Here is a 14058-nt window from a genome sequence, read left to right on the forward strand (position 1 = left end):
GTCGACGACCTCGACCTCGTCGTCAACGTCGATCCCCCCACCGACCACAAGGACTACCTGCACCGGGGCGGCCGCACCGCCCGCGCGGGCGGCTCCGGCAGCGTGGTCACCCTGGTTCTGCCCGAGCAGAAGCGCGACGTCAACCAGCTCATGTCGGCGGCGGGCATCCGCCCCCGCACCACGCGCGTCACCTCGACCGCCCCCGAGCTGACCACCATCACCGGCGCGCGCGAGCCCTCCGGCGTGGCCGTCGTCCTGGAACCGGCCCAGCCGGAGCAGCCCGCGGCGAAGTCGGCCGGGCGCCCCTCCCGCAGGTCCCGGTCCGGAGGCGGAGCCGCCGCCGGAAACCGGGGAACCAGGTCCGGCGCGCAGTCCCCGGCCAAGGCCACCGCCCGCCCGTCGCGCCGCACCGCGAGCGAGGCCGGAACGGGCACCGGCACCGGAACCGGCACCAAGACCGGCGGCGGCAGGACGGGCGCGAAGCCCGCGACCAAGCCCACCAGCCGCACCGGCGGGAAGCCCGCCGGCCGTACCGGCGCCACCCCCGCGACGAAGTCCGGCCGCCCCGCGGCGAGCCGACGCCGCAGCGGAACCAGGAGCGGCGGCGACCAGGGCTGACCCGCCCGAAGCCGACCCGCCGTACCGGGCCCTCCCCGAGATCGAAGATCCGTCTCGGGGAGGGCCCGCGCGCGTATGCGGTGCGGTCGGACACGGTCCGGTCAGTACGGTCGGTCGCCGTCCGGTCGGTCGCGCCGGATCAGTTCCCCCACGCCACCGGCCCGTCCAGCACGCCCCTCAGCTGATGCAGCCGCACCGCGAGATGCACCCGCAGCCCCGCGTCCCCACCGCGCCACTCCTCCCCCAGCACCGCCCCGATACGGTCCAGCCGCTTCAGCAGCGTGTTCGTGTGGACGTGCAGGTCGCGGGCGGTGCGGCTGAGGTTGCCGGAGTGGGTGAAGTAGGCGGCGGCGGTGGTCACGAGGTCGGTGGAGCGGCGGTGGTCGTAGGTGAGGAGGGGGCCGAGGGTGTCGGTGACGAAGTCCTGGAGTTCGTGGGCGCGTTGGGGGTCGAAGACGAGGGCGTACATCGCGTAGTGGCGGGTGGTGGAGCCGCGGTCGGTGTCGCCGAGACAGCGCATGACGTCGAGGCAGCGCTGGGCCAGGGTGAAGGAGCGGGAGCGGTCGTGGCCGGTGATGCGGTCGGCGACGACGAGGGTCGGGGTGCCGAGGCGGCGGCGGAGCCGGTGGTGGAGGGTCTCGGCCACCGTCTCCGGGTCGTCCGTGTGCAGCAGCATCGTCGCCCGGCCCAGGTATTCGCCCGCGAGCCCGGACCACTCGGGTGAGGCGGCGTGCAGTTCGCGGACGACGTCGGCGGCGGGGCGTCCGGGACAGTCGGCCGCGACGAGGACGTCCAGGCGGTCGACGTCGACGCCACGGGCGAGCGCGCGGTCGCGCAGGGCCGGGTGGACGGGGTGGAGCGGGGGGTGGGACAGCAGCTCCATGAGCAGTTCGCCCCGTACCCGCTCCTCCGCCTCGACCCGGGCGTCGCGCATCAGCACGAGCAGCCCGGTGATCTGCGCGGAGCGCTCCAGCATCCGGACGTCCGCCGACTCGGTGGCGGCCCGCCGCCGCAGGGACAGGGAGCCGAGATGGCTGCCGCCTGCCTGGATGGCCGCCACGCTGTGGACCGTACCGTCGCCGCTCTGCCCGTGGACGCACCGGCCGGTCCGCCGCGCCTCCTCCAGCAACTCCCGTTCCAGTGACGGGTCGACGCCCGGCGTCGCCGCTGCGGGGGACCGCGTCGCGACGACCTTGTCGTCCCGGTCCCGGATGGTGACCACCCCCTCCAGATGGTCCACGAGCGACTGCGCGATGTCGCCGGGCCCGCCGCCCGTCAGCACCACGTGCGTCAGCGCCTCGTGCACGGCCGCGGCCAGTTCCATCGTGGCGACCTGGTCCTCGATGACGCGGTACGCGTCCCGCAGCCGCCGCAGCGCCACCCGGCTCTCCTCGTAGAGGCGCGCGTTGTGGAGGGCGATGGCGGCGTGGTCGGCGAAGGCGCTGAGGAGAGCCACCTCGTCCTTCTCGAAGGGGCGCTCGGTGCGGTCGGCGGCGAAGAGAACGCCGACCACCCGGTCGCCGACCAGCAGCGGTACGCCGAGCAGTGCCACGAGTCCCTCGCTGGCGACGAGGAGGTCGAAGGCGGAGTTGTGGTCGAGGCCGTCGGCGGCGCGGTAGTCGCTGACCCAGTACGGCGCCCTGGTCTCGATCACCCGCCCGCCCAGACCGGCCCCCGGAGGCATCCGCGCGGACGAGAACTCCGGCGCGATGGTGCCCGCCGACGCCCTGAGCATGAGGTTTCCGTCGGCGTCCAGAAGCGAGAGATACGCGAAGTCGCTGCCGATCAGCTCATGCGCCTCCCTGACGATCGCCGGGAGCACCACGTCGACCTCACCGAGCACGGCCAGCGAACGGGCCGTGGCGTACAGGCTGCTCAACTCGCGTTCGCGGCGCAGCCGGTAGGCGGCGAGTTCGCCGCGATCGCCGTGATTGCCGTGATCGCGAGCGCCCTGCGCGTCGGAGTCGGTGCGTGGCATCGGTCGCCCTCCACGAGAAGCGAGCGGCGGAGGTGGTGATTTCCTCCACCGTCGGAGCGCCAGGAGTGTATCCCCGTCCCATCCTGCAAAGCGCTTGCTCAGCTCTACTCTCACCGCACGACACAGAGCTGTGACGCAGGTCGCAGCCCTACCAGAACCGAGGGATGCCTCCCATGGCCTCTTCCGCGCAGGCCCCCATCCAGGGCAACGGCTCCGACCCCATCACCGCACCCGAGCGCCGCACCGGCTGGAAGCTGCTCGCGGCCGGGCTGATCGGCAGCTCGATCGAGTGGTACGACTTCTTCCTGTACGGCACGGCGGCGGCCCTGGTCTTCCCGCACGTCTTCTTCCCGCACTCCTCCGCCTTCATGGGCACGCTGCTGTCCTTCAGCACCTTCTGGGCGGGCTTCGTTGCCCGGCCGCTCGGCGGGCTCCTCGCCGGTCACTTCGGTGACAAGTACGGCCGCAAGCCCACGGTCGTCGCGTGTCTGATCGGCATGGCGACCGCGACGTTCCTCATCGGCTGTCTGCCGAGCGCCGCGAGCGTCGGCGTGCTCGCGCCGGTCCTGCTGGTGCTGCTGCGGTTCGTCCAGGGCGCGGCGGCGGGCGGCCAGTGGGGCGGCATCGCGCTCCTGCTCACCGAGTCGGCCCACCCCAAACGCCGTGGCTTCGCGGGCACGTTCGGCCAGACTAGCGTCCCGGTCGCGGTCATCATCGTGAACCTGATCTTCACCACGACCGGCACCGTCGTATCGAACGACACGTTCCTGGACTGGGGCTGGCGCATCCCGTTCCTGCTCAGCGCGGTCATGTTCCCCGTCGTGCTGCACATCCAGCGGAAGGTCGAAGACACCCCGGACTTCCGCGAGTTGCAGAAGGCGGCGACCAAGAAGCCGGAGGCGAGCGTGGTCCGGGCTCCGCTGACCGAGGCCGTGCGCCGCAACTGGCGTACGATCCTGCTCGGTTGCGGCACCCTGTCCGCCACGAACAGCCTCTTCTACGTGAGCATCACCGGACTGCTCAGCTACGGCACGACGACGCTGCACATGGAGCGCAACTCCCTGCTGACCGTCACCCTGCTCAGCTCGGCCCTCATGGGAGGCCTGCTCCCCTACACGGGCCACCTGTCGGACCGCTTCGGCCGGCGCAACCTCATCCTCGTCGGCGGACTCGGCGTCGCCGCCTGGGCGTTCCCCTACTTCGCGCTGGTGAACACGGCGTCGGCGCCCCTGGTGTTCGTCGCGATCGCGGTCGGTTTCCTCTTCCAGGGCCTGACCTACGGCCCGATGGCCGCCTTCCTCGGCGAGCTGTTCGCGCCCAACGTCCGCTATTCCGGGGCCTCTTTGGCCTACCAGCTGTCCGCCATCATCGTCAGCGGCGGCACGCCGATCCTGATGACCACCATCGTCGCCAAGACCGGCACGACCACGCTGGTCGCGGCCTACATCGCGCTCATGGGTCTGGTCACCTTCGTCAGCGCGTGGTTCCTGCCCGAGACGAACCCGGCGGAGGTACGGGCCGATCCGGAGACGCTGCCCGGAACTCAGCTGTACGCGTGAGCGGTTGACGCGGCCGGTTCCGCACGGGGCATCCCGGACGCACACACCGGGTACCCCGGACGCGCCCCGGGACGCCGGACGCGCAGGACGACCCAGACGCGCAGGACGCGCCGGACGCCTCGAACCGCCTGAACTTCCCCAACGACGAGGAGAGATCGCCATGTTCACCCCCGAACCGGGGTTCCCGCTCGGTGACATCCCCCGGGCGCACGCGGCCGAGCACCCCGACACCGTCGCGGTCCGCTCCGGCGACGAGCAGCTGACCTGGGCGGAGTTGTACCGGTCGAGCGGCGAAGTCGCGCGCGGGCTCAGCCTGTTGGGTGTCGAGCGCGGACGCATCGTGCCGCTCATGCTGCCGAACGGCGTGGACGTCGTGGTCGCGGCCTTCGCCTGCCTCAAACTCGGCGCCGTACCACAGCCGTTGTCGACGCGGCTCGCACCGCCCGAGGAGGAGGCGATCCTCGCGCTGTCCGACCCGGCGGTGGTCGTCGGCCTCGAAGAGGGTGCGCCGGTGGGTGACGGTCGGCTCCGGTCGACGACGGTCGCCGAACTCCGGCGACGCGCGGGCGAGTTCGAGTTCGAGGAAGACCTCGCGACGGAGGTCGGCCCTTCCTGGAAGGCACCGACCTCGGGCGGATCGACCGGCAGGCCGAAGATCATCCTGTCCGGGGCCGCGGGGGCGTTCAACCCCTTCGACATGGAGGCGTGGGGTCTCAGGCCCGGCGAGCAGTCGCTCGTCACCGCGCCGGTGCATCACAACGCGCCCTTCTCCACGGCCATGACGACGCTGTTCAACGGCGGGACGGTCACCCTCCTGGAGCGGTTCGACGCCGAGCGGGTGCTTGCCGAGATCGAGCGGCACGCGGTCACCTGGGTGTATCTGGTGCCGACGATGATGCGACGCATCCTGGCCCTGCCCGAGAAGACCCGCGAGCGCTACGACCTCTCCTCGCTGGTCTCGGTGTGGCACTGCGCGGAGCCCTGCCCACCCGCCACCAAGCAGGCGTGGATCGACTGGCTCGGACCGGACCGGATCTGGGAGCTGTACGCCGGGACCGAGGCCCAGGCCGGCTGCACGATCTCCGGCACCGAGTGGCTGGCGCACCGGGGTTCGGTGGGCCGTCCCACCTGGGGCGAGATCAAGATCGTGGCCCTCGATGGCACCCCGGTCACCGAGCCCGGAGTGCCCGGCGAGATCTTCATGCGCGTCTCGGAGGGCAAGCCGCCCGCGTTCCGCTACATCGGCGCCGAGATCGAGGAGGACGACGGCTGGTCGACCCTCGGGGACATCGGCGAGTTCGACGCGGACGGTTACCTCCACCTCCATGACCGCCGCTCGGACATGCTCCTGGTCGGCGGGGTCAACGTCTACCCCGCCGAGATCGAGGCCGCCCTCACCGAGCACCCGCACGTCCTGTCTGGCGCGGTCATCGGCCTGCCGGACGCGGACCGCGGCAACCGCGTCCACGCCATCGTCCAGATCGAGGAGGGCCGTCCGACCACGGCCGAGGAGATCGACGCCTTCCTGGCCACCCGCCTGTCACCCCACAAGCGCCCCAGGTCCATCGAACTGGTCACGACTCCCCTGCGCAGCGCGGCGGGCAAACTGCGCCGCTCCGCGCTGCGGGCGGAGCGCCTGGCCGACGGTGCGAGTCGGCCGACGCCCTGACGCGGGGCGTGCTTACGCCTCGACCCTCTCCGGAGTGGCGGTGAGCACGGCGTGGACGGCCGCCCGTACCTGCCCGGCCACCGCCTCGGGCGCGGACGCGTCCAGCTTGCCGTCGAGGTGGAGGAAGGCGAGCCCGTGGACGAGGGCCCACACCGCCGTCGACAGGGCGTCCTGATCGGCGTCGGGGAAGACATCATGGACGATGCCGCGGACGTACTGCGAGATGGCGATGGTCGCCTCGAGGCGCTCCTCGCTCGCCGGATCGCAGGGTTCCGCGAACATCACGCGGAACAGCGCGGGGTGGTCGAGCGCGAAACGTACGTACGCGACGGCGATCTCGGCCAGGTCGTCGGCGCTGGTGGGCGCGGGGTGTGCCGCGGCGAGATGGACGCCCAGCTCCCGGTACCCCTCGGCCCCGACGGCCGCGAGGAGCGCCTCGCGGTCCGCGTAGTGGCGGTACGGCGCCGTCGCGGACACCCCGGCCCGCCGCGCCACCGCCCGCAACGACAGCCCGGCACTCCCGTCCTCCTCCAGCAACTCCCGCGCGGCGCGCAGACAGGCGGCGCGCAGATCGCCGTGATGGTACGAGCCACTTGCCTGAGCCATGGGGACCTCCGTGAGGGGGATACCGCGCACATCGCTTGGTGTCGCGTCACAGGATGTGAACGATGCGTACAACGTAATCGAGGAGAGCGGGGCTCGCATGGCCGCGAGGTGGCCGCACCGTTGTCCCGGGACCGGAACCGGGACCCGGCACCGGCCGTCGCCCCGAGCGGCGTACCCGGCTACCCGGCGGTGCGCCGCTGTGTCCAGTCGCGTTCCCCGAGGTGTCTGATGCGCCAGCTCGGCAGCGGATGCCGCGCCTCCATGGTGAGGTAGCGCATCATGTCGATCAGCATGCGCCGAGCGTCCGCGAGGGGTACGACCAGCTCGTCCCACTGGCCGTAGTGAGCACGCAGCCTGATGCGGTCGTCCGCGACGCGCTCCAGCAGGCAGCTCTCCACCCCCAGCGACACTTCGTCACCGGCCTCGACCTCGAGCCACCCCAGCAGGACCGCCGCCGCCACGGAATCGGGCCCGCACACGTCGACGATCTCCTCCGCCGCCCAGCGCAGCTGATCAGGTGTGCCTTCGGGGGCGCTGATGACGGTGCTGTGATAGGTGGAGGCAACCCGATGGAAGGCCCCGTCCGCACCCTTGCCGTGCGCGGGTATCTCCTCCAGACCGAAGACCCAGCGGTCCTTCGGGACATCACGGCACTCGTTCGTCTCACGCATCCGCAAAAGATTGTCAGACCGGTCCGCGCCCCACCAACGCACCCTCACAGAACCGCCAGCAACACCCCGCCCAGCAACCCCGCCAGCACCACCAGACCAGTCGTGGCCACCGTCAATCGCCAGCCGAACGCCCGGCCGACCATGGCCATGCTCGGCAGGCTGATGGCGGGCAGGGTGATCAGGAGGGCGACTCGGGCCTGTCTTTCGGATCAGGCCGCTCCAGCCGAGCGAGCTTTCCGGCCGACCCGAGCGGGGGCTGGTGCGTGCAGCTGCAAGGCGGAGGAGGGAGTCGACGCGGAGCGTCGGCGACCGACGACAACACCGCAGATGTGCGTGCCAGCCCCCGCGACTCGGGCTGATCCGAAAGACAGGCCCTAGCTAGGACGCCCGCCGGGAGGCCGAGGACCGCCAGGCCCTGGATGATCGGGATCTCGCCGGCGGCGGGGATGACGAAGAGCGTGCCCAGGATCGCGGCGATCACCGTGGCGGCCACCACCGTCGGCATGCCGTGTCCGACGGCGTCCTGCGTGAGCGGCAGCATCCAGCCCCGGAAGGCGCCGATCAGCAGGACCACCAGCAGGTACTCGGGGACGAGGACGAGCGTCATCCGGGCCGGCGTCCGGAGGAACCGCAGGGCCACGTCCTTGGGTGCGGCGGGTTCGCTCGGTGCGGAGGCCGGGGGAACGCCGACCGGCTGAGTCTGCCCGGACGCCACGGGAACCCCGACCGGCTGCCCCTGCCCGGAGGCCCCGGGCGCGCCCACCACCGCCCGCCCCGGTCGAGCGCGCGGACCAGCCAGTCCCGTGGGATCAGAGCCTGGAGCGCCGCGCTGATCAGCAGAGCGGCGACGAGCGCCTTCCAGACCGCGACGAGGTAGGCCACCAGGAACGAGGTCGCCGCGTGCCAGCTCGGCGCCTCCCCCGGCTGGACGCCACCGACGCCGAGAATGCTCGATCCCGACCACGTGTGGCTCTCGTTGAGGCCGACGGCCTTCGCGGTGTACGGCAGCCACTTCGCCCGGAGCAGCCCGACGACGAAGACGACGACCGCGATGAGGAACCCGGTGAGGAGCCGTGCCCGGCCGGGGCCCGGCGCGGCCTGGTGTGTGCGTGATGGCGCGGTCACACGTCGACGGTAGTGAGGCACAGGGGAGCCCGCCAGTGGGAGGACACCCGCCCAAGTACGCCGATATCGTGCCCGCGTGAGGGTGGGAACCGAAGAAACACGGCTGATCGTGCTGCGGGGCAACAGCGCCTCGGGCAAGTCCTCGGTCGCGGCCGGACTGCGCGAACGGTTCGGCCGCAACCTGGCCCTGGTCGGCCAGGACAACCTGCGCCGCCTCGTCCTGCGCGAGCGGGACCGCCCCGGCGCGGCCAACATCGGCCTGATCGGCATGACCGCGCGCTACGCCCTCGACGCCGGGTTCCACACGGTCGTCGAGGGCATCCTGTACGCCGACCGGTACGCCACGATGCTGGAGGACCTCGTACGCGACCACCGAGGCGTCTCCCGCTGCTACTACCTCGACGTCCCCCTCCAGGAGACCCTGCTCCGCCACGCCACGAAGCCCGACCCGGCACTCCAGGCCGCCGTCACCCACGCCCACCTGCGCGACTGGTACCGCGAACACGACCTGCTCCCCAGCGGCATCGAGACCGTCATCCCCGCCGACAGCACCCTGGACGACACGGTGACACGCATCCTGCGCGAGACGGGGCTGGACGGCGTGGCGCCCGTCGACCGCTGAGAACGCGCACGCCGCTCAAGGCCGGGCCGCCACCGAACCGCCCGGCCGTCAATGGAGAGCGGCGCGTCGGCATGGGTGCCCATCAGACGGCGGCGAGGTTGTCGAGCAGGCGGCCCAGCTCTGCCGGTGCCTCGATGTGAGCCAGGTGGCCCTGGCCGGGAAGTTCGTGGACTTTGGCGTGCGCGACGTGCTGCCACACGTGGTCGAACGACGTTCCGTAGGGGACTGTTCCGCGGTTGCACTGGCCGATGATCAGGTCGACTTGATCTGCCTGTCGCGCCATCACATCCGGAGGCGGCGTCGCGTTGAGCGCGCCGAGTTCGGCGTACAGCGGTCCGCTCAGGCGACGCAGTAGCGCCCAACTGTGGGGATCGGCCCTCAGGTCGTCGACATGTGCCGCGGAGAAGCCGGAGATCTGCCGGTTGACGATCTCGACGCAGCGATCCCAGTCCGCCGTCTCCGCCGCTGTTTTCAGGTCCGGCAGTGCATGGCGTCCGAACGGCCGCATCACCGGCTCGTAGGCGATCACCTGGCGAACCGGGCGCTCGTTGGCGGCCAGCAAGGTGATCAGGCCGCCGTAGCTCCAGCCGAAGAGAGCCCTCGTGCCGGCGAACTCGTCGAGGACCACGCCGAGGTCCTCGACCTCGGTCCGCAGCGAGTACGGGCTGGTCAACGGCCCCGAGGGGGCACGGCCGCGACGGTTCACGACCGCCACTGAAGGCCAGGCGTCGATGGCGCCCGCCACATGGCGCCACGTATGCGCATCGCTCATCACGCCCGGGACGACGACGAGACCCGGGGTGTCCGGCTCCCCGTACACATCGACCGTGACCCAGCCGTCCCCGCCGACCGACAGCTTTTTCTGAATCGTTCGCTCCATAAATCTATTATGGAGCGAACGATCTACAATTCAAGCGTGACCGAACGCACCCGTGGACGCCCCCGAGCCTTCGACCGCGACCGTGCGGTCCTTGACGCCGCTCGCCTCTTCTGGCGACGCGGCTACTCCGGCACCTCGACCCGCACCCTGGCCGCGACCCTGGGGCTTTCCACCTCCAGCCTCTACGCCGCCTTCGGCAGCAAGGCCGGACTGTTCGAGGAAGCCGTGCGGACCTACGCCGAGCGTTACCGCGAGATCTACCAGCAGGCTGTCGCCGAGAACGACGTCCGGACGGTCGTCGAACGCGTCCTCACCGACTCCGTCCACGAGTTCACCCGGCCAAGCGACACGCACCCCGGATGTCTCATCAGCAGTGCCGTGATGACCGACAGCACGAGCACGCTCGACACCAGCGCCTACGTCGCCGAACTGCACCGCTCGAACGAGCAGGCCCTCCTCGTACGCATCGAGCGAGCGATCCGGGACGGGGAACTGGCCGCGGGCACCAACGCAGCGGTCCTGACCGGGCTCATCCAATGCGTCTGGCACGGGTTGTCAGCGCGGTCCAACGCCGACACGACTCGCGAGGACCTGCTCGCGACGGCGCGACTCGCCCACCAGCTGATCTGCCGACAACTCACGTCACCAACACCCTAGCCCGCAATACCTAGTTGGTCCCGGCCGTCAGTTCCCCGAACAGCCTCCCCGCCGCCTCGGACGTGAACTGGCGCCTGAGTTCGGCCCGGGCGACCCGCTTGCGGAACTCCCCTTCGTGGGCGGTGTCACCGGCGTTGTGCATGACGTCGGTGATCCAGGTCGCGAAGGCCTGGTAGTTCCAGATGTGGGGCAGGCAGGTGTCGGAGTAGCTGTCGAGCAGGCTCGTGTCGCCGTGCTCGGCGTGGTGGATGACGGCGCGGGCGAAGATCTCGGCGTCGTGGAGGGCGAGGTGGATGCCCTTGGCGCTCATCGGGGGGACGATGTGGGCCGCGTCGCCGAGGAGGTAGAGCCTGCCGTGACTCATCGGTTCGAGGACCACGCCGCGCAGCGGGACGATCTGCCTGGTGACGATCTCGCCGGTGGGGACCGGGATGCCGAACCGCGCCTCCAGCTCGCTCCAGACGCGCTCGTCCGGCCACTGCTCGACGGTGTCGTCGACGCCGCACTGCAGGTAGATCCGGCTGGCCCGCTCCCCGCGCGGGATCATCCCGGCGAGGCCGCGCGCGTGGATCGCCATGCCGGACGGGTTCGCCGGGACGGCCGCGAGGACGCTGAGCCAGGAGTACCCGTACTGGTGGGAGTACTCGGTCAGCGCGTCGTCGGGAACGGAGCGGCGGCTGACGCCGTGGAAGCCGTCGCACCCGGCGATGTAGTCGCAGTCGAGGACCCTCGTCCTGCCGTCGGCGTCCCGGTAACGGACGTGCGGGCGCTGGCCGTTATCGACCTCCAGGTTCTCCAGCGCCACGTCGGCCGCCTCGTACCGCAGATCCCCGCCGTCGCGCAGGAAGACGTCGGTGAGGTTGCGCACGAGGACCTGCTGCGGGCAGTACAGGCTCTCGTTGTCGTCGTCCACCTCGATCGGCATCGCCTCCCCGTCGATGAAGAAGGCACCCTCGCTCTCCGGGACGGAGTCGCCCTCCAGCACCTCTTCGAGCCCCCACTCGCGGAACATGCGCACCCCGAAACCGTCGATGGTCCCGGCCCGTTGGCGCTGCTCGACGTAGGCGCGGCTGTGCTTCTCCAGTACGACGCAGCCGACGCCGTTGCGCAGCAGGAAGGTGCCGAGCGCCAGCCCGGCGACGCCGGCTCCGACGATGGCGACGGTGGTGTGTTCGCGTGTTGCGGTCATGGGTGTACGAGCCTCCGTGCTCAGAGCGATGGGCCGGGCACGCCGGGGCGTGAACGACCGTGCCGCCCGGAGGTGTTGCCGGGCGATCTGCCACCACTCTGGAGTCCGGTGGCGGCCGCGAACCACCGGTGACGGGACAGCGCATACCGAAAAGCCGCCAACTCTCCTGAGGGGGCGGGGACTACTTCGCCCCGCCCCGCAGATCCGCCTGATACCGCCCCGGCGTCTGCCCCACCACGTCCGTGAACGCGTCGATGAAGCTGGACGGGTTGGACCACCCGCACACCATCGCCGTGTCGGTGACCGACAGGCCGTTGGTGAGGTGGGCCAGGGCGTGGTGGATGCGCAGGGTCGTACGCCAGCGGTGGAAGCTCATCCCCAGCTCGGCGTGGAACAGTCGGCTCAGGGTCCGCTCGCTGGCCCCCGCCCTCCGGCCCAAGTCGGCGAGGGTGGCGGCCCGGGCGGGGTCGGCGTGCAGGAGGTCGGTGACGGCGCGGAGCCGGTCGTCCCGGGGTTCGGGCAGGTGCAGGGACTGCTCGGGGGTGTCGGACAGCTCGTCCACGACGACGCCGAGCAGACGCGCGTGGGCGCCGGGGCGGCGCTCGGGCCGGTCGCCGGTCAGCGCGAGGACCGCCTCGCGCAGGAGCGGGCCGACCGCGAACACGCAAGGGTGGCCGGTGAGTTCACCGCACAGTTCGAGCGGGACGGTGAGCAGGCGTACGTCGGTGCGGCCGTAGAAGCGGTGGGAGTGGGCGAAGCCCGGCGGCGTCCAGGTCACGCGGTGGGCCGGGGCGACCCACGTACCGCGCTCGGTCGTGGTGGCCAGCGCACCGGCGGCGGCGTAGACGAGCTGACCGTGGCCGTGCGCGTGCGGGCCGAGGTGGAAGCCGTGCGGCAGCCACCCGGCCCCTTGTGGGGGCACCCGCACTGGCTCCGCGGACTTCGAGGGCTCCGGGGGCTCCGAGGGCTGGCGATTTTTCGGCATCGGACGGCACTTTACCGACGACCGGAGACCCGCGATCCCCCGCCCGCACGAGCCGCCGAATACCACAACTGGAATACCCCTCAATGGCGGAACACGCGAAACCAACCCATTCAGTCGATGGGAAATCCCTTCCCCCATCCCTACCCTGTGAGCGGATCGGCGAGAAACGGAAACGAGAAACGGAAAACGGGGCGGAAATCCCCTCTCTCACTCCAGGAGTTCACGCGTGAATGACCAGAAGAATGCGAACGAAGTCCCCCGGCGTCAATTCGTCGCACTCTCGGGCGCAGTCGGTGCCACCGCGCTCCTGACCGGCGCGGCGGCGACGATGAGCACGCCCGCGGCGGCGGGCCCGGTGCTGGGCGGCGGCCCCTCGCCCCACCCCTCGTGCTCCACCGCCCCTCCTGGAGGGGGCGTGACCTGCCCGCCTGCCTCGCTCCAGTCCCTCTGCGGCAGCCCCACCGACGACGACCCGCTGTGGCACGACGTCCAGTACTGCACGCAGGGGATCGTTCCTCCGCCGCCGCAGCTCAAGCCCGACTGCCTGGTGATGACCCCGCATTACATCATTCTGCATGGCGCGCCCAGAAACACCCACAACTATCTCACGCTGCCCACCTGCCGGATCACCGGTATCGAATGCCCGTTTATCCACACCGACGCGGCGCCGAACTACTGGCACGAGGCATGGGAGAACGCGCGGAGCGGAGGAAATGTCCCCGTGCAGGCCCCGTATATCGGCTTGGGGATCAATTCACAGGGCGCCCGCCGTCTCCAGCAGCTGCACATTCACATGGCCGCCGTCCGGGAGAGCACCCAGCGGCGGCTGCAGCAGCTCGAAGCGGACGGCCGCATGGCCACCCAGCCCTCGGCCTGGGCCGACACGGCCAACCAGGCGCCCGTCTCGGGACCGGCGGGCAGCGGCGACCGCGTGTACCGCATCCTCCGGCTCCCCAACCTCCGCGACAACCTCTTCACGCTCCTCTACCAGAACGTGGTCCGGCCGAACTCGCTGGACATGGCGGACCAGACCCTGATCGTGGTCCCGAAGATCACGTCCACCGGCTTCGCGGGCACCTTCTACGTCCTCAACAGCGACACGTCGATCCACGACGGCACGAGCACCTGCGACTACCTGCTGGTCTACAGGTGACGCGGCTGCGACCGACGTACCCGCCGATGTCCGGCAGCTGCCGTTCCGCCCACGGCGCGGTGCTCCCTCGACGGAGCGGCCGGGCCCCGGATGCCACCGGATGCAGGCCGCCCGTTTCTGGGTGACCGTGGTCGGAGTGCCGTCGTCGCCCGGCCGGAGCGCCATGAGTGGCCGCGCCGACCGGGCGGCAGGGCACACGATGTCGATGCCGAGGAGGAACTGTGGCGATGTCCAAGGATCCGAACGAGCACGAAGGCCCTGCGGACGGCGGCGCGGCGGGCGAGCCGGGCGTGCACGACGGAGGCGCGGACGGCAGCGTCGAAGGCCCCGGCGACGGCGGCGCGGC

The 14058-nt window shown here is 71.1% G+C and carries 13 protein-coding genes and 1 pseudogene; 6 read left to right on the plus strand and 8 right to left on the minus strand.

Annotated elements, in window-relative coordinates:
- Positions 1-618: pseudogene (locus GTW40_RS23145) on the plus strand (DEAD/DEAH box helicase); the annotation flags it as partial.
- 139 nt (positions 619-757) lie between these two features.
- Here GTW40_RS23145 and GTW40_RS23150 read toward each other — a convergent pair.
- Entirely contained in the window at positions 758-2596 is a 1839-nt protein-coding gene (locus tag GTW40_RS23150; RefSeq protein WP_161182115.1) for a GAF domain-containing protein, read from the minus strand.
- 173 nt (positions 2597-2769) lie between these two features.
- Here GTW40_RS23150 and GTW40_RS23155 point away from each other — a divergent pair, with 173 nt between their 5' ends.
- Complete coding sequence (locus GTW40_RS23155; protein ID WP_161182116.1) at positions 2770-4155, plus strand: MFS transporter; 1386 nt, start codon at positions 2770-2772, stop codon at positions 4153-4155.
- 160 nt (positions 4156-4315) lie between these two features.
- Complete coding sequence (locus tag GTW40_RS23160; protein ID WP_161182117.1) at positions 4316-5824, plus strand: AMP-binding protein; 1509 nt, start codon at positions 4316-4318, stop codon at positions 5822-5824.
- Between the two features lie 12 nt (positions 5825-5836).
- Here the strand turns inward: GTW40_RS23160 and GTW40_RS23165 are convergent, their stop codons facing one another.
- The 4 genes from GTW40_RS23165 to GTW40_RS23185 all read right to left on the minus strand — a co-directional run bounded on the left by GTW40_RS23165 (position 5837) and on the right by GTW40_RS23185 (position 8226).
- Positions 5837-6430: a TetR/AcrR family transcriptional regulator gene (locus GTW40_RS23165; protein ID WP_161182118.1), complete on the minus strand. Its 594-nt coding sequence runs from the start codon at positions 6428-6430 to the stop codon at positions 5837-5839.
- Between the two features lie 179 nt (positions 6431-6609).
- The gene (locus tag GTW40_RS23170; protein WP_161182119.1) at positions 6610-7101 is read right to left on the minus strand and encodes a hypothetical protein; all 492 of its coding nucleotides are present in this window, start codon (positions 7099-7101) and stop codon (positions 6610-6612) included.
- A gap of 178 nt (positions 7102-7279) precedes the next feature.
- Positions 7280-7708 (minus strand): hypothetical protein, encoded by a 429-nt coding sequence (locus GTW40_RS23180; protein ID WP_161182120.1) that lies wholly within the window; start codon positions 7706-7708, stop codon positions 7280-7282.
- Positions 7705-8226 (minus strand): hypothetical protein, encoded by a 522-nt coding sequence (locus tag GTW40_RS23185; protein ID WP_161182121.1) that lies wholly within the window; start codon positions 8224-8226, stop codon positions 7705-7707. Before GTW40_RS23185 ends, GTW40_RS23180 begins: the two co-directional genes overlap by 4 nt.
- Positions 8227-8308: 82 nt before the next feature.
- Between GTW40_RS23185 and GTW40_RS23190 the strand changes: the two genes are divergently transcribed.
- Positions 8309-8848, plus strand: coding sequence for an AAA family ATPase (locus tag GTW40_RS23190; RefSeq protein WP_161182126.1), 540 nt, complete (start codon positions 8309-8311; stop codon positions 8846-8848).
- Between the two features lie 82 nt (positions 8849-8930).
- On the opposite strand, the gene GTW40_RS23195 is transcribed toward GTW40_RS23190, so the two are convergent.
- On the minus strand, positions 8931-9728 hold the full coding sequence (locus GTW40_RS23195) for an alpha/beta hydrolase (RefSeq protein WP_161182122.1): 798 nt from the start codon (positions 9726-9728) through the stop codon (positions 8931-8933).
- A gap of 36 nt (positions 9729-9764) precedes the next feature.
- Between GTW40_RS23195 and GTW40_RS23200 the strand changes: the two genes are divergently transcribed.
- The gene (locus GTW40_RS23200; protein ID WP_161182123.1) at positions 9765-10385 is read left to right on the plus strand and encodes a TetR/AcrR family transcriptional regulator; all 621 of its coding nucleotides are present in this window, start codon (positions 9765-9767) and stop codon (positions 10383-10385) included.
- A gap of 10 nt (positions 10386-10395) precedes the next feature.
- Here the strand turns inward: GTW40_RS23200 and GTW40_RS23205 are convergent, their stop codons facing one another.
- Positions 10396-11574, minus strand: a complete 1179-nt coding sequence (locus GTW40_RS23205) for a 4-hydroxybenzoate 3-monooxygenase (RefSeq protein ID WP_161182124.1) — start codon at positions 11572-11574, stop codon at positions 10396-10398.
- 181 nt (positions 11575-11755) lie between these two features.
- Positions 11756-12559, minus strand: a complete 804-nt coding sequence (locus GTW40_RS33590) for an AraC family transcriptional regulator (RefSeq protein WP_161182125.1) — start codon at positions 12557-12559, stop codon at positions 11756-11758.
- Positions 12560-12785: 226 nt separating this feature from the next.
- On the opposite strand from GTW40_RS33590, the gene GTW40_RS23215 reads away from it, so the two are divergent.
- A complete protein-coding gene (locus GTW40_RS23215; protein ID WP_343245766.1) occupies positions 12786-13712 on the plus strand; it encodes a CDP-diacylglycerol diphosphatase in 927 nt (308 codons plus the stop codon).
- Positions 13713-14058: the final 346 nt, after the last annotated feature.

It is taken from the genome of Streptomyces sp. SID4985 (assembly GCF_009863025.1).
Lineage (GTDB): Bacteria > Actinomycetota > Actinomycetes > Streptomycetales > Streptomycetaceae > Streptomyces.